The sequence below is a fragment of the Skermania piniformis genome, from assembly GCF_019285775.1.
Taxonomy (GTDB): Bacteria; Actinomycetota; Actinomycetes; order Mycobacteriales; family Mycobacteriaceae; genus Skermania; species Skermania pinensis.
The window spans coordinates 1,693,677-1,713,501 of the sequence record NZ_CP079105.1; the positions used below are offsets into that span (position 1 = coordinate 1,693,677).

Annotated in this window: 17 protein-coding genes and 4 tRNA genes; 10 read left to right on the forward strand and 11 right to left on the reverse strand. The window is 68.5% G+C overall.

All coding sequences use genetic code 11. The annotated features are described in order from the left end of the window. Positions 1 to 130 precede the first annotated feature (130 nt). Genes hemE through hemQ form a run of 3 tightly spaced genes read left to right on the forward strand, consistent with a single transcriptional unit; the run spans position 131 to position 3,263 of the window. Entirely contained in the window at positions 131 to 1,213 is a 1,083-nt protein-coding gene (hemE, locus tag KV203_RS07845) for a uroporphyrinogen decarboxylase (protein WP_066471625.1), read from the forward strand. Further along, on the forward strand, positions 1,210 to 2,562 hold the full coding sequence (locus tag KV203_RS07850) for a protoporphyrinogen oxidase (RefSeq protein ID WP_066471621.1): 1,353 nt from the start codon (positions 1,210 to 1,212) through the stop codon (positions 2,560 to 2,562). The genes hemE and KV203_RS07850 overlap by 4 nt, the downstream gene beginning before the upstream one ends. A 5-nt stretch (positions 2,563 to 2,567) precedes the next feature. Further along, complete coding sequence (hemQ, locus tag KV203_RS07855; protein ID WP_066471618.1) at positions 2,568 to 3,263, forward strand: hydrogen peroxide-dependent heme synthase; 696 nt, start codon at positions 2,568 to 2,570, stop codon at positions 3,261 to 3,263. On the opposite strand, the gene KV203_RS07860 is transcribed toward hemQ, so the two are convergent. From KV203_RS07860 to KV203_RS07870, 3 genes are read right to left on the reverse strand one after another with little or no spacing between them, the layout of a single operon-like run. Continuing rightward, positions 3,214 to 4,461 carry a glycosyltransferase family 87 protein gene (locus KV203_RS07860; protein ID WP_246600744.1) on the reverse strand — a complete coding sequence of 416 codons (1,248 nt, stop codon included), beginning with the start codon at positions 4,459 to 4,461 and terminating at the stop codon, positions 3,214 to 3,216. The two genes, hemQ and KV203_RS07860, sit on opposite strands and share 50 nt — an antisense overlap. A gap of 59 nt (positions 4,462 to 4,520) precedes the next feature. Further along, on the reverse strand, positions 4,521 to 6,092 hold the full coding sequence (locus KV203_RS07865; protein WP_066471615.1) for an alpha/beta hydrolase: 1,572 nt from the start codon (positions 6,090 to 6,092) through the stop codon (positions 4,521 to 4,523). A 45-nt stretch (positions 6,093 to 6,137) separates the two neighbouring features. Next, the gene (locus KV203_RS07870) at positions 6,138 to 6,908 is read right to left on the reverse strand and encodes a pyrimidine reductase family protein (protein ID WP_373279232.1); all 771 of its coding nucleotides are present in this window, start codon (positions 6,906 to 6,908) and stop codon (positions 6,138 to 6,140) included. Positions 6,909 to 6,926: 18 nt separating this feature from the next. Here KV203_RS07870 and zapE point away from each other — a divergent pair, with 18 nt between their 5' ends. Beyond that, positions 6,927 to 7,940: a cell division protein ZapE gene (gene zapE / locus KV203_RS07875; protein WP_066471838.1), complete on the forward strand. Its 1,014-nt coding sequence runs from the start codon at positions 6,927 to 6,929 to the stop codon at positions 7,938 to 7,940. A 23-nt stretch (positions 7,941 to 7,963) separates the two neighbouring features. On the opposite strand, the gene KV203_RS07880 is transcribed toward zapE, so the two are convergent. Continuing rightward, positions 7,964 to 8,500, reverse strand: coding sequence for a GNAT family N-acetyltransferase (locus tag KV203_RS07880; protein WP_066471609.1), 537 nt, complete (start codon positions 8,498 to 8,500; stop codon positions 7,964 to 7,966). A gap of 128 nt (positions 8,501 to 8,628) precedes the next feature. On the opposite strand from KV203_RS07880, the gene KV203_RS07885 reads away from it, so the two are divergent. Beyond that, complete coding sequence (locus tag KV203_RS07885; protein ID WP_083530130.1) at positions 8,629 to 10,428, forward strand: pyridoxal phosphate-dependent decarboxylase family protein; 1,800 nt, start codon at positions 8,629 to 8,631, stop codon at positions 10,426 to 10,428. A gap of 22 nt (positions 10,429 to 10,450) precedes the next feature. Here the strand turns inward: KV203_RS07885 and KV203_RS07890 are convergent, their stop codons facing one another. Both KV203_RS07890 and KV203_RS07895 read right to left on the reverse strand, forming a co-directional pair. Continuing rightward, on the reverse strand, positions 10,451 to 11,362 hold the full coding sequence (locus tag KV203_RS07890; protein WP_066471606.1) for an alpha/beta hydrolase: 912 nt from the start codon (positions 11,360 to 11,362) through the stop codon (positions 10,451 to 10,453). Further along, the gene (locus KV203_RS07895) at positions 11,359 to 12,720 is read right to left on the reverse strand and encodes a flavin-containing monooxygenase (RefSeq protein ID WP_066471604.1); all 1,362 of its coding nucleotides are present in this window, start codon (positions 12,718 to 12,720) and stop codon (positions 11,359 to 11,361) included. The genes KV203_RS07890 and KV203_RS07895 overlap by 4 nt, the downstream gene beginning before the upstream one ends. A 95-nt stretch (positions 12,721 to 12,815) precedes the next feature. Here KV203_RS07895 and KV203_RS07900 point away from each other — a divergent pair, with 95 nt between their 5' ends. Further along, the gene (locus KV203_RS07900; RefSeq protein ID WP_066471836.1) at positions 12,816 to 14,285 is read left to right on the forward strand and encodes a phytoene desaturase family protein; all 1,470 of its coding nucleotides are present in this window, start codon (positions 12,816 to 12,818) and stop codon (positions 14,283 to 14,285) included. Between the two features lie 6 nt (positions 14,286 to 14,291). Here KV203_RS07900 and KV203_RS07905 read toward each other — a convergent pair whose 3' ends face one another. The 3 genes from KV203_RS07905 to KV203_RS07915 all read right to left on the reverse strand — a co-directional run bounded on the left by KV203_RS07905 (position 14,292) and on the right by KV203_RS07915 (position 15,876). Next, positions 14,292 to 14,876 carry a hypothetical protein gene (locus tag KV203_RS07905; protein WP_066471603.1) on the reverse strand — a complete coding sequence of 195 codons (585 nt, stop codon included), beginning with the start codon at positions 14,874 to 14,876 and terminating at the stop codon, positions 14,292 to 14,294. 87 nt (positions 14,877 to 14,963) lie between these two features. Then, positions 14,964 to 15,035: transfer RNA gene (locus KV203_RS07910), tRNA-Val, on the reverse strand. A 79-nt stretch (positions 15,036 to 15,114) separates the two neighbouring features. Continuing rightward, the gene (locus KV203_RS07915; RefSeq protein ID WP_066471596.1) at positions 15,115 to 15,876 is read right to left on the reverse strand and encodes a L,D-transpeptidase; all 762 of its coding nucleotides are present in this window, start codon (positions 15,874 to 15,876) and stop codon (positions 15,115 to 15,117) included. Between the two features lie 198 nt (positions 15,877 to 16,074). Between KV203_RS07915 and KV203_RS07920 the strand changes: the two genes are divergently transcribed. The 3 genes from KV203_RS07920 to KV203_RS07930 all read left to right on the forward strand — a co-directional run bounded on the left by KV203_RS07920 (position 16,075) and on the right by KV203_RS07930 (position 16,318). Then, a tRNA-Gly gene (locus KV203_RS07920) sits at positions 16,075 to 16,147 on the forward strand. Positions 16,148 to 16,171: 24 nt separating this feature from the next. Then, a tRNA-Cys gene (locus tag KV203_RS07925) sits at positions 16,172 to 16,242 on the forward strand. A 1-nt stretch (position 16,243) separates the two neighbouring features. Continuing rightward, positions 16,244 to 16,318, forward strand: a tRNA-Val gene (locus KV203_RS07930). A gap of 319 nt (positions 16,319 to 16,637) precedes the next feature. On the opposite strand, the gene KV203_RS07935 is transcribed toward KV203_RS07930, so the two are convergent. Continuing rightward, a complete protein-coding gene (locus KV203_RS07935; protein WP_066471594.1) occupies positions 16,638 to 17,219 on the reverse strand; it encodes a hypothetical protein in 582 nt (193 codons plus the stop codon). Positions 17,220 to 17,442: 223 nt separating this feature from the next. On the opposite strand from KV203_RS07935, the gene KV203_RS07940 reads away from it, so the two are divergent. Beyond that, the gene (locus KV203_RS07940) at positions 17,443 to 18,900 is read left to right on the forward strand and encodes an aldehyde dehydrogenase family protein (protein ID WP_066471592.1); all 1,458 of its coding nucleotides are present in this window, start codon (positions 17,443 to 17,445) and stop codon (positions 18,898 to 18,900) included. Positions 18,901 to 18,954: 54 nt separating this feature from the next. Here KV203_RS07940 and KV203_RS07945 read toward each other — a convergent pair whose 3' ends face one another. Further along, the gene (locus tag KV203_RS07945) at positions 18,955 to 19,788 is read right to left on the reverse strand and encodes an SDR family oxidoreductase (RefSeq protein WP_066471589.1); all 834 of its coding nucleotides are present in this window, start codon (positions 19,786 to 19,788) and stop codon (positions 18,955 to 18,957) included. Between the last annotated feature and the right edge of the window lie 37 nt (positions 19,789 to 19,825).

Genomic DNA, 19,825 nt, shown 5'->3' on the forward strand with positions numbered 1-19,825 from the left:
GTCGGAAGGGATCACAGTGTCGCACGGTATCCTGTGCGGCGCGGCCGGACGGGAGGCGCGCCGGAGCCGAGCACGCGCCGTGACGTGCGATCATGGCCGGGATGAGTAGCGGCCAGATGAGCAGTAGTAGATGGACAGCGTAGCCCGGCCGGGGGCCACCGAATCACCGTCGCGTCGGGCGCTGCCCGAGGCCCCGTTCCTGGTTGCGGCCACCGGCGGGCGGCCTTCCCGGCGGCCGGTCTGGTTCATGCGGCAGGCCGGGCGATCGTTGCCGGAGTACCGCCGGGTCCGCGCCGGCACGGGCATGTTGGCGGCCTGCTTCGATCCGGAACTGGTGTGCGAAATCACCCTGCAGCCGGTGCGCCGGCATCGGGTGGACGCGGCGATTCTGTTCTCCGACATCGTCGTTCCGCTGCGGGCAGCGGGGATCGAGTTGGACATCGTCGCCGGTGTCGGGCCGGTGATATCGCAGCCGGTGCGCAGCGCCGCTCAGGTGCGCGCGATCCCGCGGCTGGCGGCCGAACAGGTGGACCCGGTGGCGACTGCGGTCGGGTTGCTCACCGCCGAGTTGGGTGCGATACCGCTGATCGGCTTCGCCGGCGCCCCGTTCACGCTGGCGTCCTACCTGGTCGAGGGCGGACCGAGCCGTAATCACGAGCGGACCAAGGCGCTGATGTACGCCGACCCGACGACCTGGCATGCGTTGCTCGACACGTTGGCCGACAGCACCGTCACCTTCCTGCAAGCCCAACTTGCGGCCGGGGTGGATGCGGTGCAACTGTTCGATTCCTGGGCCGGCGCACTCTCGTTGGCCGACTATCGCGAATTCGTCTACCCGCACACTCGGCGGGTATTCGCCGAGATTGCGGCCGCCGGAGTTCCACGGATTCATTTCGGGGTCGGAACCGGTGAGTTGCTCGGTGTCCTCGGTGAGGTCGGCGCGGACGTGGTCGGGGTGGACTGGCGGGTGCCACTGTCCGTCGCGGCGCGCCGGGTCGGACCCGGAAAGGCGTTGCAGGGCAACCTGGATCCCGCGGTGTTGTTCGCCGGTTGGGACCCGGTCGCGCGGCAGGTGCGCCGGGTGATCGACGAGGGGGACGCCGCGATCGCCGCGGGCGCGTCGGGGCACATCGTCAATCTGGGTCACGGCGTGTTGCCCGACACCGATCCCGGGGTGCTCACCGCGGTGGTGGAGCTGGTGCACGAGCTGTGAGGCGGTACGCCGTCGTCGGCGGCGGGATCAGTGGGCTGGTCGCTGCCTTCCGGCTACGGCGGATGCTGGGCCCGGCCGCCGAGATCGTGCTGCTCGAGTGCGGCAGCCGGCTCGGCGGCTGCCTGCGCACGGTCGAACTGGCCGGGCCGGTGGATGTGGGCGCGGAGGCCTTCGTCGGGCGCCGGCCGGAAGTGCCGGAACTCCTCGCCGAGCTCGGTCTGGCCGAGCAACTGGTCCACCCGTCCGGGTTGCGTCCGTCGATCTGGGCCGACGGTGTATTGCACCCACTGCCCGCCGGCACCCTGATGGGGTTGCCGGCCGGCCCGGATGCGGTCGCCGGTCTGGTGGACGCCGGGACGCTGGCCCGGATCGCAGCCGAGCCGGCCCGGCCGTTGCGTTGGGTCGTCGGCGGCGACACCGACCTGGCGAGCCTGGTGGCCGATCGGTTCGGCGCCCAGGTCGTGGCGCGCAGCGTCGACCCGTTGCTCGGCGGGGTCTACGCGGGTCGGTCCGCGACGATCGGGGTGCGCGCCGCTCTGCCGGCCTTGGCGGCCCGCTTGGATGCGGGGGCGGCGAGCCTGAGCGCGGCGGTTGCCGCGGCCCTGCCGCCGCCATCGGATCGGCCGGTGTTCGGTGGGGTGCGTGACGGGTACGGCGTGTTGCTCGATGCCCTGCGCCGGGCGGCCGCCGCTACCGAGTGCCGGGCGCCGTTCGTCGGCTTGTCCCGCGATGGTGCCGGCTGGCAGGTGGACCCGGTCGGCCGGGTCGACGGGGTGCTGCTGGCGGTGCCGGCTCCGGCCGCCGCCGACCTGCTGCGCGGGGTCGCGCCGGTCGCTGCGGCGGCGGCCGCCGCGATCCCGTCGGCGTCGTCCGCGGTCGTCGCGCTGGCGGTGCCGGCCGACAGTCCGTTGCCGCCGAACTCCGGCATCCTGATCGGCACCGGCGAGCCGGTCGGTGCCAAGGCGTTCACCTTTTCCAGCCGCAAGTGGCCGCACCTGCGTGGTCGGCAACTGGCCGGCCGGAGTGTGGCACTGCTGCGCGCGTCGTTCGGCCGGTACGGCGACGACGCGGTCCTGGCTCGGTCGAATCCGGAGCTGGTCGCGACCGCCGTCGCCGATCTGGCCACGGTGACCGGGGTGACGGTGACGCCGCTCGCCGTGCACGTCCAACGTTGGCCGGCGGCACTGCCGCAGTACCGGCCGGGACATGCCGGGCTGGTCGCAGCCATCGAATCGAGCGTGGCCGAGCTGGCCGGGCTCGAGGTCGCGGGCGCCTACCTGGGCGGAGTGGGGGTGCCGGCGTGCGTGGCAGCCGGATCGGCGGCCGCGCACCGGTTGATGGCACGATGAGGGCCATGGCGCGTCTCGACTATCAAGCCCTCAACTCCACCATTCGCTACCTGATGTTCTCGGTGTTCCAGGTCCGCCCGGGCGCACTCGGTGACGACCGGGAGGCGGCGGCGAAGGAGGCCGCGGCCTTCTTCGACGGACTTGCCGACCGCGGTGTGGTGACCCGGGGCATCTACGACGTGGCCGGCCTGCGCGCGGACGCCGACTACATGGTGTGGACGCACGCCGAACGGGTGGAGGACCTGCAAGCCGCCTACGCCGATCTGCGGCGCACCACCGAGCTGGGCCGGGCCAGCATCCCGGTGTGGAGCAACGTCGCATTGCACCGCCCGGCCGAGTTCAACAAGAGTCACGTCCCGGCGTTCTTGGCGGGGGAGGACGCGGGCGCCTACATCTGCGTCTACCCGTTCGTCCGTTCCTACGACTGGTACCTGCTACCGGACGAGGAGCGTCGGACCATGCTGCGCGACCACGGAATCGCCGCGCGCGGGTATCCCGATGTCCGGGCGAACACGGTCAGCTCCTTCGCGCTCGGGGACTACGAGTGGATTCTCGCGTTCGAGGCGCCGGAGTTGCATCGGATCGTCGACCTGATGCGGGATCTGCGCGCAACCGAGGCCCGCCGCCACGTCCGGGAGGAGATTCCGTTCTTCACCGGCCCGCGGGTCGAGCTGGAGCAGCTGGTGACCGCTCTACCCTGACCGGGTCGATTCCGCCGGCGAGCCGTCCCTCCCGCCGGGCTGCCAGATAGCGGTCGCCGAGCACGCAGAACACGACGATCAGCAGCAGGCTCCAGCCGAGCGTCGTCTTCATATACTCCGCGGTCCGGCCGGCCGAGTGGAACCGATCCGACAGCCAGCTGTCGTAGGACATGAAGCCGTAGATCGCGCACCAGGCCGGCCAGTTACGGATGACCGAGTTGCGCAGCACCACCGTCATCAGGAACGGGAACATGTACATCGAGTAATACATCTGGCCCAGTGAGCCCAACAGGAACTGGGCGGTGAGCAGCACCCCGGATGCGGTGCAGACGAAGAACAGTTCGTCGTCGCGGTAGTACCGATAGAGCAGCCAGAGCGAGATCGCCACCATCACCCCGAACGCCACTCGCATGAACCAGGTGAGTGGGGTCGGCAGGCCGTAGTACTCGCCGTTGCCGACGATCGCGCTGTTGAAGTAGTCCCGTGACTCCAGCAGATAGGGCAGCGTGCGGTGCACGAAATCCATCGGGTCCACCAGCAACGGCCACGCGATCAACGTCATCACCAGCGGTACCGCGACCGCGGTGACGAGCACCTTCCACTGCCGGCGCGCGATGACGACGACGAGCAGTGGAAGCAAGATCCATTTGACTGCGAAGGTGAGCCCGAGGATCGCCCCGGCGGCCAGGTCCTTCCGTTGCAGCAGCCAGCGCAGGAACAACATTTCGCCGAGCAGGATGCAGCCGTTGATGTTGGTGAAGACCAGCGTGTTGGTCACCGTCTCCGAGACGAACATGCCGAACAGCAGGATCGGTGCGGCCACCGACCGCACGGTGTATCGGAACAGCCGCAGCAACAGGTACCAGGCGAGGATGATCGCGATCGCGTTGACCAGGATGAACAGCCAGCGTGAGCGCTCCGGGTCGATGATCGCCAGCGGTGCGATCAGCAGGGTGCCGCTCGGCGGGTACAGGTAGTGCGGGTCGACGTAGTCGAAATCGGCGGTGTAGACCGGTCGGTGGTTCAGAAATGCCAGCGAAGCCTGGTAGACCGGAGCGAAGTCGTCGGTGATGTAGCCGTTGACGGCTTTGACCAGCACGCGGTGCACGATCGTGAGAATCGCGATCGGCCACATTGCGTACCGGATGGCGTCGCTCGTGGTGAGCGCGGTACGCGGCTCCAGCCGTACGGAGAACACTCGGGAACGGTACACCGGCGACGGCTCGGTACCGGGCCGGGACACCTGGCGACCCGGGTTCACGCGGGACAGGCCGTCCCGTTCTCCGGAAGGTTCCCGGACTTCAAGTATCCGACAACGGCTTGCTGGGCGCAGTTCGAATGGGCGCTCACCGGGTGTCCCCAGCCCTGCCAGTCCACCACCGAGGTGCGGGCACCGGCACGCTGCAACTCCCCGGTCACCGAGTCCACTCCGGTACGCCCGGTGACCGGATCGGCCTGGCCGGCGAGCACCAACACGGGCAAGTTCAGCTGGGCCGGTTCGGTGTCACCGGTGGGCGCCGGCCAGGCCGCGCAGGCCAGCAGACTCAACGCAGCCTGCTCACCGAAGACCGGGTAACGGTCCCGCCAGTTCGTCTGCAGGCTTTGCACCTGCGACGGTGCCGGCCACTGCCGGCCGTCGGTGCAGCGACCGACGAACTGGCCGTCGGTCATGGTGGCGGCCAGCTGCCGCTGGATCAAGCCGTCCAGTCCGGCACCGTCGCCGCGTCCGGCTGCTGCCAACACGTCGGCCAGCTCCGTGGTCCGGGTCGGCAGGTCCGCGCGCGGGCTGCCGAGGAACCCGCTGATCGCGCTGAGCACGGTGTTCGCCGCGACCGTGCCCAGGCCGCCGGCCCCGGCTCGGCGGACCAGATCGGTGATCGCGGCCCGGGGGTCCGGTCCGAGCGCACAGTTCAGCGCGGCACACCGGTTGGCAAACGCGTCCAATGCTGCCTCGGCGCCCTGCACCCGCTGCTCGGCCAGCGTCTGCGCGTCACCGATGCCCTGCGGTGCGTCCAGCACCAGCCGGCTCAGATGACCCGGAAACATCCGGGCGTAGGCGAGTGCCACCTGCGCCCCCTCGCCCGTGCCGAGCAGCCCGATGCTGTCCACCTGCCAGACCAGCCGCAGCTGCTCCAGATCTTCGGCCGCGTGCGTGGTGTCGAAGGTCATCTCCTGCGGCTGGAGGAAGTCCTTGCAGGACGTGGTCGCGTCCTGGCTCAGCTTCACGATCGAGTCCAGCCGATCGGCACCGTTGGCCGAGAACTGGGCGTTCTCGGTCAACCCGCGCCGGGTGCCGGCCGAGATGCACTCGATCGCCTGCGAGCTGCCGGTGCCGCGCCGGTCGAACGCGACGATCGGCCGGGCGGCGAGCACCGGCGTGGCCGGGCCGATGGCCATTCCGGCCAGGGTCGCGGTCGACGGGCGGTCCGAGCCCGAGGTGAGTACCAGCGGTGCCGCGTCTGCCGGGGTCTGCGGTAGCCGGGCCCGCATCACCCCGGCGGTGAAGGCGCCGTAGCCGTTGCCGCCGGCATCCACCGGAACGGTCAGTTCGGCGCATTCGAGCGTCAGCCCGTTCGGTGCGGCGCCGAGGCCGTACAGGTCGAGCGTGCTCGTCGTGCAGTCGCGCCAGGCCGGCTCTGCTTTCGGTGCCGGCGGCTCGGCCGGCGGGGGCAACTCGGTGCTGCTCGGCGTGGGTGCGTTGCCGCCGCCCTCCCGCACGGCCACACCCGGACGCTCGGAGGGCCCCGCGCCGCACCCGGCGATCAGCGTCGCGACGATCGCCGCTGTGACGGCGACCGGCGCCGAGGTCCTCCCGCGTGCACACCGCATGGCCACAGCCTGCCAGGTCGGCGTCGCCGAGACCGGTCCGGGCGTTCAGCCGACCCGCACCCAGCGGGTCAGCAAGGTGCCGTCATCGTCGGTGAGTACGTGCGCCCGGCTCATCGCCGTCGGCGCGGCCGTGGCCGAGACGGTGATCCGGCGGCCGTCGCCACCGACCACCAGTGGCGACAGGGTCAGGCACAACTCGTCGACCGCGGCGTCCGCGATCAGCTGGCCGAACAACGACGGCCCGCCCTCGAACAGGACGCGGTGCAAGCCCAGTTCACCGAGCGTGTCGCGGATTGCCGAGCTCGATACCGACGACTCGCCGAGCTCCAGAATCCGCGCGCCGGTGTCGGCCAGCCGCGCTTTCCGGTCCGTCGCCGCGGCGGCGGTGGTCAGCACGATCGGGGCCACCGCGGTGTCGGTGAACAACCGCGAGGTGGGGTCGAGATCGGCGTTGCCGGTGATGACGGCGATCGGTGGCACCGCGTCCAACCCGTGCGCAAGCCGCCACTCGCGGCGGTGCTCGTTGGTACGGGCGCCGCCGTAGTCCTCGGCCCGGACCGTGCCGGCACCCACCAGCACCACGTCGCACAGCTCGCGCAGGACACCGAACACGGTCCGGTCGGCCGGCGTGCCCAGCCCGGTGGAGGAGTCGTCGAGCGTTGCGGCTCCGTCCAGGCTGCTGATGAAGTTCGCCCGCAGCCACGGGGCGGTCGGCTCGCTCGGATAGGCGTAGAGGTCCCGCAGGTCGTCGATGGTGAGCTGGGTCGCATTGTCCAGGTGCTGCACGAGACCGATCAGATCACGGCGCCGGGGCAACCGATTAGGGTGGCCCGCATGCCCAGCCGTCTCGTCGACCGCCGACCGGAGCTCGTCGCCGACGATCTGGTATCCCAGCTGGTGCCGCCACCGATGTTCGCCGAGGTGAGTTTCGCCGGCTACGTCCCCGATCCGGACGAACCGAGTCAGGCTGCCGCGGTGCGTGCGGCGGAACAGTTCGTCGCGCAGGTCGGCCGGGGGCGCGCTGCTCGGCACGGATTGTTTCGCCGCCGGCGGCGGCCGGAGCCCGGTGCGGGGCTCTACCTGGACGGCGGGTTCGGCGTCGGCAAGACCCACCTGCTGGCCAGCATCTATCACGCCTGTCCGGCGCCGAAGGCGTTCGGCACATTCGTCGAGCTCACCCACCTGGTCGGGGCGCTCGGCTTCGCGAATGCCCGCGCGCGCCTGGCGGACTACGCCGTGCTGTGCATCGACGAGTTCGAGCTGGACGATCCGGGCGACACCACGATGATCGCCGGCCTGTTGACCGAGCTGACCGAACACGGGGTGTCGGTGGCGGCGACATCGAACACGTTGCCCAGTCAGCTCGGCGAAGGGCGGTTCGCCGCCCAGGATTTCCTTCGGGAGATCAAGAAGTTGGCGGACGTGTTCGCGACGGTCCGGGTGGACGGACCGGACTACCGGCATCGCGACCTGCCGCCGGCGCCGCAACCGCTGCCCGAGGCAGAGCTGATCGCGCGTGCCGAGGCGACTCCGGGCGCCACCCTGGACGACTTCGACGCGCTCTGCGCGCACCTGGCCACCTTGCACCCCAGCCGGTACAAGCAGTTGGTCGACGGGGTGCGCGCGGTCTTCGTCGATCGGTTGCACCCGGTCGCCGACCAGGCGGTGGCGCTGCGGCTGGTGGTACTGGCCGACCGGCTGTACGACGCGAGCATCCCGGTCACCGTGTCGGGTGATCGGCTGGACCGGATATTTCCGCAGGAGATGTTGGACGGCGGCTACCGCAAGAAGTACCTGCGGGCCACGTCCCGGCTGCTCGCGCTGTCCCGGTTCGCTGCCACGGACTGATCGGCGGGCCCGGCCGGCTCGGTTCAGAAGGTCAGCTGCATCACGTCGTCACGATGGAGGGTGCGACCGACGCGGAAGGTTCGCGTGCCGACTCGGACGAAGCCGTGCTTGGCGTAGAACCGCTTGGCCCGTTCGTTGCGCTGATTCACGCCGAGCCACAGGCCGGCAGCCCCTGCTGTGCGCGCCCGCTCGGCGACCGCGTGCATCAACGCGGTGGAGACGCCGGTGCCGTGCCGGCCGGGTAGCACGTACATCTTGCTCACCTCGGCGACCGGCCGTACCGTGACCGCCCGGGCGATCGAGGGATCGGCCGGTTCGGCGTCGACCAGCATCGCGTAACCGACGATGTCGTCGCCGGCGGTGGCCTTCAGAACGCTGTGCGCCGGGTCGGACAGGTACTCGCCGAATCGTTCGCTGGACAGCACCCCTGCGACGAATGCGTCGACGTCTTCTTCGGTGGCTTCCGGCGGGCAGGCCAGCGGGAAGGTCGTCGCGGCCACATCGCTGAGCGCCTCGGCATCCCACAGCCCGGCCCGGCTCACCACGACCTCGTCTGTCATGCGCTTAGTAGAGCATGCCGGGCCGGACGAGTACGCCGGCCGACACCTCGGCTGCCGGCGGTCCGAGTACCGGCGATGCCGACGAATCCATGTCCGAGGATATTCAGCTATAATTGCGCTAACGAAAGGTGCGAACCGAAAACCGGTTCATGTGCAATCGACGCAAAGAATGGAGCGTCGCTACAGTCGGGTTTCGCCGAGATCGCAACTGCTCGTCGGTCGATATCGCGGTCGAAAACTCTGTTTTGTATCGCCGGATTCTATCCGGGATCGTCGTAGTACCGGAGTTCCCTGTGAGTGAGTTTTTTTTTCGTGACCTCGGCCAGGTCGAAGAGCTACTGCAACGCTATCTTCGAGCAATACTTCCGCTGAAGCGGCGAGACCGGCCTACTTTTACCGATTACGGAGTTTTCGACTACGCCGACGTGCTCGACGATTACGCCGTCGAGTATACCGGCGCGGGCGACGAGACCATGATCGAAGAGCTTCGGTCCATGTTCACCAACGCGGTCAACTGGGACTGCGTCGGCACCCTGTACAACGTGCATCCGAACCTGTCCCTGCATGCTCAGGTGGCGTCCTTCGTGTCGTCGTTCGCCAACCCCAACCTCGGTCAGGACGTGTCGAGCGGGCAGTTCGCCGCGACCGAACGCAGCCTGGTCCGGATAATGTCGGAGCTGGCCGGATGGGCGACCGACGGGCGCGGCATCTTCACGTTCGGGGGCAAGGCCACCAGCTTGTACGGGGTGAAGCTGGCGCTCGATCGGCACCAGCCGGACCTGCGCCGACGGGGCTTGGTCGGGCGTCCGGTCGTGCTTTCGACCGACGTAGGACATCCGTGCCACGTCGAGGTCTGCAACTGGCTGGGGATCGGTGAGGACAACTGCGACCGGCTACCCACCACCGCCGGTGTGCTCGATCCGGAGGTGTTGGCGGCGGCGTTGCGCGCGCACTATCGATCCGGGGCGACCCCGGTCTGCATCGTCGCGACCGGTTGCTCGACCAACTCGCACTCGGTCGACCGGTTCGCCGAGATCGCCGACGTCGCGGGGGCCGTCGCGGCGGAATTCGGCGCGGTCCGGCCCTGGCTGCACGTCGACGCGGTGATCGGTTGGGTGTACCTGCTGCTCGCCCGCTACGATTTCGTCGGCAACCCGTTGGATATCCCGGAACAAGTCGCGACGATCCTGCATAACAAGTATCGGATGATGGCCGACGTGAAATTCGCCGATTCCTTCGGTATCGACTTCCACAAGACCGGTTTCGCCGGATACAACAGCAGTTTATTCCTCACTCGGCATCCCGAAATTCTGCACTCGATCGAAGGTGGCTACGTCGAGTCCGATCCGATGCGTTTTTCCGACTATTCGCCGTATCTGTATTCGCTCGAATTGTCCCGGTCGGCACACGGCCCGGTTTCGGCATGGGCGGCCCTGCGCAGTCTCGGATTCGAGGGATTCACCCGGATTCTCGCCGATCAGACGGCCGGATATCTCCGGTTGAAACAACTCTTGGGCGCGGATTCGAGATTCCAGGTCCTGAATCGGACCGAAGAGTCCAATCTGGTCCTGGTGACCCTGTTGCCGCCGGACCTGGAGCAGGTCGATGCCGATACTCCGCCCGATGCGGTCGCTCGGGTCCGGGCGCTCAACGAACAGTTCCACCGGTTCGTCATCGCACAGCACGCCGAGAGCGCGTCGCCGGTCTTCTTCTCGATCTCGCGGGGGTACGACTTCGACGGGTTGCAACTGGCTCCGGTCAAGTTGTACTCGTTCAATTCGCACTTCGACCGGGCGGCCGCCGAAGCGAACTACGCGGCGATCGTCGATCTGGTGCATCGGTTCGGTCGGGATTCGGCCGGCGTCGGCTACTTCAACTGGATCGAGTTCATGCAGCTCAAGGACACCCGCGGGCGCGCCGCGCAGTAGGCCCGGCGGGGGCCGGCCGGGGCTACCCGGCCAGTTGCCGCCGGAGGAATCCGAGCTGGTGGGCGACCGCCGCGTCGAAGTATTCGGCAAACAGGGTGAAGTGGTCGCCGGGGTAGTGCCGGACCTCGGCGCGCGCGGCGAAGGCCACCTTGGCCGCGGCATGCGGCGGGGCGGCCCGGTCGAAGTCGGCGATCTGTACCAACACCGGCACGGTGATCCGGGCCGCGTAGGCGGCTACCCGGTAGTTCGCCAACTCCACGCCGAGCGCGGCGTCCACCTCGTTGCGCCAGGTCGGCCCGGCGACGGCAAGGTAGCTCTCGTAGTGGCCGGGACCGGTCAGCGCTGCACGTTCGCCGGGACGGCCGACCACCGGCAGCATCGTCGCCGCTCGTCCGGCTCGGCCGGCGAGCGAGCTGCGGAGTGCGGTACCGCTCGCTGCGAGCAGCTCGCGAACGCCCACCTGAGCAAGTGCGTGCCGGGCCGCCGCCGGCCCGGACACCAGGGGCACCAGCGCGATCACCGCGCACACCATGGGTAGCTCGGCGGCCAGCCGCAGCACGTGCCCGCCGGACATCGACACGCCCCAGAGCACGATGCGGTCGGGGTCGACGCCGGGTTCCCGGACGGCCGTGGCGACCGCGGCCCGGTAGTCGTCGCGTTGTCCGGCCAGCGAGATCCGTTGTCGAGGCTGCCCGGCGGAGGAGCCGAAACCTCGATAATCGAAGACGAGCACGGCGAGTCCGGCGTCCCGCAACGCACGGGCGAACGCGGCCAGGCCGGAGTCCTTGGTTCCCCCGAGCCCGTGCGCCATCACCACCGCCGGATGCCCGGCCGCGCGTTCGAAGGGTCCGCCGGGTCGCGGCGCGAAGAACCAGCCGTCGCAGGTCGTCCCGGACGAGTCGAAGGTCAGCGACCGGAAGTCGGTGTCGCTCATGCCGGTGCCTGTTCCGCCACCCGAGCCCAGCGCGGCGCACCGGCCGCCGCGGCGCGCCGGGCACCCGCCGGAAGCTCGCGAACCCGCATGTCGTGCTCGTAGAGGAAGTAGTCCACCTGCTGGGTATGCCGCGGCCGGTCGAGCATGTGCCCGGTGTAGCGCTGCTGGTCGGCGACGATCACCCGACGCATCTCGGCAGTGTCCGGCAATCGGTAGCGGCCCACCGCGTAGGCGCCGATCAGCCGTGCCTGGCATTCGACGAACGGGAACAACGTCGGCGTCGCCTGGGCGAATCCGGCGAACACCACGTCCTCGATACCGGGCAGGAACATCCGTTTGAACAGGTCGATCCGGTTGTCCGGGGCGCCGATGAAACCGGGGTCGAAGAACGGGAACGTGATGTTGTAGCCGGTGGCGTAGACGATCACGTCGAAGTCGTCGGCGCTGCCGTCCTCGAAGTGCACCGTGTGGCCGTCGAGCCGGGTGATGTTCGGTTTGGGGATCACGTCGCCCGAGCCCAGTCGCAGCGGCAACTCCACCGACTGGGTGGGATGTGCCTCGAACAGTTTGTGGTTCGGTTTCGGCAGGCCGTAGCGCTCGGGCCGGCCGGCGGTGATCGGCTGGATCGCCTGCGCAAGCTTGCGTTGCCACGACAACGGAAGGTGTGGGCTGGTTCGGTAGTACTTGTCGGCCGGTCGTCCGGCGATGTACTTCGGCACGATCCAGGCACTGGACCGGGTGGACAGGGTGAGCCGATTGCCCAGCGCCTTCGACGAGAGCTCGACGGCGATGTCGGCGGCACTGTTGCCCAGCCCGACCACCAGGATGCGCCGATCCCGAAAGTCCAACGGGGTCTGCGGATCGATGTAGTGGTGCGCGTGCAGCGTTTCGCCGGCGAATTCGCCCGGAAAGTCGGGCAGTCGCGGGTCCCAGTGATGCCCGTTCGCGACCACGAGCAGGTCGAACTGTCGCGTTTCGCCCCGTTCGTCGTCGATGTCCCACCCGCCGTCGCGCCGACGCCGCGCGCTGGTCACCCCGTTGCCGAACTCGATCATCTCGGCGAGCTCGAACGTCGCGCAGTAGCCGTCCAGGTATTGCTTGATCTGGGTGTGGTGCGGGAAGTCGGGGTAGTCGGCCGGCATCGGATAGTCCCGGAACGACAGCTGGTGCTTGGAGGTGTCGATGTGCAGCGAGCGGTAAGCGCTGCTGTGTCCGTTCGGATTGCCGAATGCCCAGTTACCGCCGATTCGGTCCGACGACTCGAAGCAGGTGTAGGGCACGCCGTAGTCGCGCAGCATCTTGCTCGCGGTCAGCCCACTGATCCCGGCGCCGATCACGGCGGTCCGCGGCAGGTACATCCTCGAGCTCCGTTCCGGCGGGTCGGCGGTCACGCAATAGAACCTGTTCCAGAATCGCAGATCCGTCCACCGGCGGCGTGATTACCATCGGGTTGATGACCGAATCCGTCGACGTCGCCGTGGTCGGCAGCGGACCGAATGGACTGGCCGCCGCGGTGATCGCGGCGCGGGCGGGTCTCGGGGTGCGGGTGTACGAGGCACAGTCCACCGTCGGCGGCGGCGCGCGCACGCTGGATCTCGGGTTGTCGCCGGGGGTGGTGCACGACGTGTGCTCCGCGGTGCATCCGATGGGTATCGCGTCGCCGTTCTTCCGCGAGTTCGATCTACCGGCCCGGGGCGTGCGGTTCCTGGTGCCGGAGGTGTCGTATGCGCAACCGCTGTTCGGGTTGCCGGCGGGGCTGGTCTATCGCGATCTCGACCGGACGGTGGCCGAGCTCGGGAGCGACGGTCCGGCATGGCAGGACCTGATGGCGCCGTTGGTCGCGGGGGTGGATGACGTTCTCGACGTCGTGCTCGGCGACAAACGCAGCCTGCCGCGCGGTGTCCTGACCCCGGCCGCCGCCCGGTTCGTCGCCGGGGTGGTGGAACAGGGGAGCGTGCTGTGGAACCGACGGTTCACCGGAAACACCGCTCCCGCCTTGCTGTCCGGGGCGGCGATGCACGCGATCGGGCCGATGCCCTCGCTGGCCACCGGCGCGTCGGCGATGCTGCTGGGGATGCTGGCCCATTCGCACGGCTGGCCGATTCCGGCCGGCGGCACCCAGACGATCACCGACGCGTTGGTCGCCGACCTGGTCGCGCACGGCGGCAGGGTGTGCACCGACCGGCCGATCGCCGACCTGGGCGAGCTACCCCGGGCGCGGGCATACCTGTTCGACACGTCGGCGGACGGTCTGCTCCGGATTCTGGGCGATCGAGTACCCATGCGGTTTCGGCGAGCGGTGGGCCGGTTCCGTCACGGGGACGCTGCCGCCAAGGTCGATTTCGTGTTGAGCGCCGACGTGCCCTGGTCGGACCCGCGGGTGGGTGTGGCGGGGACGGTGCACCTCGGTGGTACCCGGGCGGAGATGGCGGCTGCGGAAAGGGCGGTGGCCGCCGGGCAGATCGGGCCGCGGCCGAATGTTCTGGTCAGCGCGCCGAGCGTGGTAGACCGGTCCCGTATCGCGCCGAACGGGCATCGACCGCTGTGGAGCTACGCGCACGTGCCGAACGGGTCCGCCGTGGACGTGACCGAGTTGGTTACCGCGCGGATCGAGCGGTACGCGCCCGGGTTTCGGGACCTGGTCGTGGCGACCCGGTGCGTTCCGGCGAGCCGGCTGGCCGAGTGCAACGCCAACTATGTCGGTGGCGACATCGCGGCCGGTGCGGTGACCTTCTACCGGACGCTGGCGCGGCCGACCGCACGCCGGGACCCGTACCGGGTACCGGTGGACGGGGTGTATCTGTGCTCGCAGGCGACGCCGCCGGGACCGGGGGTGCACGGCATGGCCGGCTACTGGTGTGCGAAACGGGTACTGCGCCAAAGGTTCGGGATCACCGAGCTGCCGTCGTCGGCGCCGGATTGACCCGGATCACGCCGCGCGTTGCAGTGTCAGCGAGGTGTTCTCGGCGTCGATCTGCGCGGTATTGCCGTCGCAGCGGACCTGGGCCACTCCGGATGGGGCGAGGACCTCGGCCACCTCGGACAGCGGCACGTCCTGCACCGAGGTCGACGTGGTCATCACGGCGGCTCCGGCACTCTCGTCCACGGTGAACGTGGCCGGACTCCCGGCCACCGATCCGCGTATCTGCGCGTCGATGGCGACATCCGCGGTGAACCACGGTCCGGTGATCGGCAGATGCGCCCGACTCCCGCTGATCTGCCATCGGTCGTCGCGAAAAGTCATCGCCAATCCGGGAATCGGCTCGGTCACGTCGGGCCGGCCGATGATCGAGGTGCGGTGGCTTCGCACGCCGACGACGTCGTACTCGCCGGAAAGACACGAGGCGTCACCGGCATCGGTTGCGGTCGGTGTCGTGCTGGTTGTGGTCTCCGGCTGATCTGTGCCGGAGGAGCAGGCCCCGATCATCGCGAACGCCGTCGCGCCGAGCAGCGCCCGAGGAAGGTAGGCGAAGCGATAGCCGCAGCCACCCGTGGTGCTGTCGGTGGTGCCCATATTTCGACGATATCGCCGGATGGGGTCGAGTCGATCTGCCGACCGGAATCTTGAGCGATTCGCAATCGGGGCCGCTATCTGTATGGGTGGTCCCGGCTGGGTTCGAACCAGCGACCTTCCGCGTGTGAGGCGGACGCTCTTCCACTGAGCCACGGGACCGCCGACCAGCCCGAGCGGGACTGCGTCGATCGATGGGCAACGTTAGCACGCACCTCACCGACCGACGCAACCTGCGCGGTCAGCCGGTGATGATCACCGGATCGCCGTAGTTGGCGTTGTTCATGAACCATTCGGCGCGGTCGGTGGTCAGGTTGATGCAGCCGTGGCTCACGTTCTGGAAGCCCTGTTGCTGGATCGACCACGGCGCGGCGTGGACGAAGATGCCGCCGACGATCCGGGTGGCGAACTCGACATCGAGCTTGTAGCCCTCCGGGGAGTCGATCGGGACGCCGTAGGTCGAGGAGTCCATCACGATGGTCGGGTACTTCTCCAGCACCGAGAACTGGCCCCACGGGGTCTCGTGGCCAGGCTTGCCGAACGATGCCGGCCATTCTTTGACGACCTCGCCGTTCACGCTGACGGTGAACACGTAGGTCGAGGTGTTGCCGACCGAGACGGTCGCGTTGCCGATCTCGAAGCGGGCGATCCGGTCCGCCGCGAGCACGGTCACCGACGTGTGCGCCGGCCAGTAGCCGGTCGGCTGCCACACCATGTCCTGGTCGCCGGTCCAGGAGAATTCACCCCGCGGGACTTCGCGTGATGCCGAGATCGTGAGCGAACGCTCGGCCGCTGCCCGGTCGGTGACCGGTGCGGCGAAGTGCACCGATATCGGTGCGGCGATGCCGACCACCCGGCCGTCCGACGGGGTGATCTGAGCGACGGAGGGGACTCCCGATGGGGGATCAGGGGCGACAGCGGCGACGCCGTGGCCCGTGGACCACGCGATCGCGAGGGTCGCGAGGAGCGCGGTGAACAGGAAACGTACAGCCGGTTTACCCATGGCTGTACCGCCTTTCGACATGCGGACAAGCTTCGTTCGAGTGTACGAGGGCAAGATCATGGTTGGCCGGTCGTGGCGGCGACTGTTGTACGTCGGTGACCTTCGAGGTCGATATGACCAGCGGATTTGTGCCGGCTCGAGGCGTCGGCTAGTGTTCTTTTTCGCACCTGGGAGCTGATTTACCTAGTTCCGGGGGGTGCGGATGTAGCGCAGCTGGTAGCGCATCACCTTGCCAAGGTGAGGGTCGCGGGTTCGAATCCCGTCATCCGCTCGAGGTTGGACTCCGTCCCTTACCGGTGGAGTGGCCGAGTGGTGAGGCAACGGCCTGCAAAGCCGTGCACACGGGTTCGATTCCCGTCTCCACCTCGCGCGATTAGCTCAGCGGGAGAGCGCTTCCCTGACACGGAAGAGGTCACTGGTTCAATCCCAGTATCGCGCACCATTGTTTATGCAGGTCAGGACCGGTTTTCGCCGGTCAGTTCGATGCTCCGCACGACATACGCACCACGTCGAGAACCTGTGCACCACGTCACCCGGATCGAGCGACCGGGTACGCCCGCACCAATCGATCGACACCCCAGCAGCACGATGCCGGCCCGGTGTCGTGGGCGCGAAGCAGTTGCGGAAGACCCTATAGGTAGTTAAGGACAGCTATGCTGTCGCCGCGGGATCGTCCTGCGGCCGATCCTGGATACCGCGCCCGACCCGCCCGAGATCGGCCGACGTCGGGGACTCGGTCACTGTGGACTACGCCATCGAGATCAGGGACGGTCGGTCGGCGGCTTTACCGGGTCCGTAGTCCGCACCGATTTCTTGTGCATGTCTGCGGTACCGCGAAACCGCTCGGTCGGGCGGAGACTGTCGATGGTGGCTCCGACCATGGTCAGTGCCTGCCGCTTGAACGCCAGCGCCGCGACGCTCAGCTCGTATTCCTTCCGGCCGGCCAGCTCGTCGAACCCCGCCGGCAGGGTTTGGTCCCACAACACCACCTCGAAGAGACCGCGGCGAAGCGACTCGAGCAACCCCACCCGGATCCGATCGTCGGTGGCCAGCAGTTCGGGATCGACCGCCAGGACATTCGGAAACCGGTGATGCATCGGAACGGCGAGCGGTCCCTCCAACTCCAGCACGGTCGCGCCGAGGATGCGTAGCGGCGCCACGTCGGACACGTCGGTCAGCGCGACCGTCACCTCCCAGCCGGACATCGCCCGGTCGAACAGCCATCCGCCGGCATGCTCGACCACATGCCGGGCGTTCGGGGCGAGCACCGCCAGCCGGTACCGCAACACGTGCTGGTGGGCGTAGGCCCACCAGTTGGTCACCGATCCCCGAGCATCGTCCACGAGGTTGTCCGTTCAGTGGCGTCCGAAGCGCTTCTGTCGTTGGGGTGCGCAACTTCTGCGGACACGGTATCGGCCGACGGTCTGCATCGCGCCGTCCGGTGGTATGCGGCGCTTGTCGGAGAATGATATTTCCGATATACAGAATAAGCCTCTGCATCGTTCGGTCGAACCCAGGCCTGGAATCTCGATGCGACGAGAGCCTCGGCACCGAAAGGGACGCGTGATGACACTGCAGTCGGTTCTGGATCAACTACCCGGGCGTCCGGGGAAGGGCGAGGTCATTCCGGTCATCGATCCGGTGACCGAGGAGCAGATCACCGAGTTCACCGACTGTGGTCCGGAGGCGGTGGACGATGCGGTGGCGCGGGCGCGCGCGTCGTTCGACGCGGGCGTCTGGCAGGGGTTGCCCGGTCGGGAGCGGGCCAAGATCATGTGGCGGATCGCCGACCTGATGGAGGAGCATGCCGCCGAGCTGGCCGGGCTCGACTCGCTGAACACCGGCATGCCGCTCGCTCAGGCGGAGATGATCCTGCCGACGTGTGCGGAGTTCTTCCGGTACTACGCGGGCTGGTGTACCAAGCTGGACGGCTCGTCCTACGAGGTGCAGATGACCGGCGGCGTGTCCGGCGAGTACGCAACCATGCACACCTATACCCGCAAGGAGCCGTACGGTGTCGTCGGCTTGATCTTCCCGTGGAACGGACCGGTGTTCAACGCGTGCGCCAAGATCGCACCGGCGTTGGCCGCCGGGTGTAGCAGCGTGGTGAAACCGGCCGAGGAGACGCCGCTGTCGGCGGTGCTGCTCGATCGGTTGATCACCGAGGCGGGCGTGCCGGACGGCGTGGTCAACCTGCTCACCGGCTACGGGCACACGGCCGGCGCCGCGTTGACCGCACATCCGGACGTCGACAAGATCGCGTTCACCGGCTCGACCGAGGTGGGCAAGCTGATCGTGCAGGCCTCGGCGGGCAACCTGAAGAAGGTGATGCTGGAGCTCGGCGGCAAGTCGCCGGTGCTGATCTTCGACGACGCCGACCTGGACATGGCGATCATGATGGCCTCGATGGGCATCTTCATCCATTCCGGCCAGGGCTGCGTCTGCGGTTCGCGGATCTTCGTGCAGCGCGGCGTGTACGACCGGGTGGTGGCCGGGATCGCGATGGTCGCGGACAACCTCAAGCTGGGCGGGCCGAAGGAAGAGGGCTCGATGATCGGCCCGCTGATCAGCGCGAAACAGCTGGCGCGCGTGCTGGGCTATATCGACGAGGGCCGCTCGGACGGGGTCGAGGTGGTCACCGGCGGGAACCGGCTCGATCGCACCGGCTACTTCGTGCACCCGACCGTCCTGACCAACGTCGATCCGGCTACCAGCCGGCTCTACCAGGAGGAGATCTTCGGACCCGTCGTCACGGTGTTGCCGTTCGATGACGAGGACGAGGCGGTCGCGCTGGCCAACGACACCAGCTACGGCCTGGCCGCCACCGCGTGGACCAAAGACCTCGGCCGAGCGCATCGGGTGGCCAAGCGGTTGCAGGCCGGGACGGTCAGCCTCAACTGTCAGCTGGTGTTCGACCACAACGTGCCGTTCGGCGGGTACAAGCAGTCCGGCTGGGGCCACGAGTTCGGCAAGGCCGGTGTGGAGGCCTACATGCAGACCAAGTCGGTCTGGGCGCAGATCTGACCGACCGCACGAACCGGCCCGGCAATCCCGCACAGGATGCCGGGCCGGCGTGCGTCAGTCGAGAAACAGATCCGGGGTGGGGCTGGGCCCGCCGCCGTAACGGGCGAGGTCGTCGATTCCGGCGAACCGGGTAACGGCATCGGCATCGATGAAGCAGGTGCCGGTGACCTGGCGAGCGGGTTGGGAAATGATCGCGACCGCCGCGTCGGCCATGATCCGTGGGCTACGTGCGGCGGCGAGCTGCGTCTCCGCATCGCCGAGCGCTGCCACCGCCGAGGTCGCGATGAAGGTCTCCGGCCACAGGCAGGTGAAACCGATTCCGGCGTCGGCGTACTCGGCCGCCCAGCCCTGGGACAGCAGCGTCATCCCGTACTTCGACAGGGTGTAAGCCGGGTGTGCGCCGAGCCAGCGGGGGTTGAGGTTCACCGGCGGCGCGATGGTCAGCACGTGTGGATTCGGCGACCTGCGCAGGTGGGGCAGGCACGCCGCGGTCAGCAGGAACGTGCCGCGGATGTTGATGTCCTGCATCAGGTCGAACCGCTTGGCGCCGAGTTCTTCGGTGGGTTGGGTGGCGATCGCGCTCGCGTTGTTGACGCACACGTCGATGCCGCCGAAGCGCTCGACCGCGGTTTCCACCACCCGAGCGATGTCGTCCTCGCGCCGGACGTCGCCGACGACTGCAACCGCCCGCCCACCTGCTGCCTCGACGTCGGCGGCGGCGGTGTGCACCGTGCCCGGCAGCCGCGGATGCGGCTCGGCGGTCTTGGCCAGCAGCACGATATTCGCCCCCTGTCCGGCCGCCGCGACGGCGATCGCGAGACCGATCCCGCGGCTGGCCCCGGAGATGACGATGGTCCGGTCGCGCAGTTGTCCGTCCTGGCGGGGCATGGCTCTCCTCGAGATCGAGCGGTATTGGTGTTCTCCA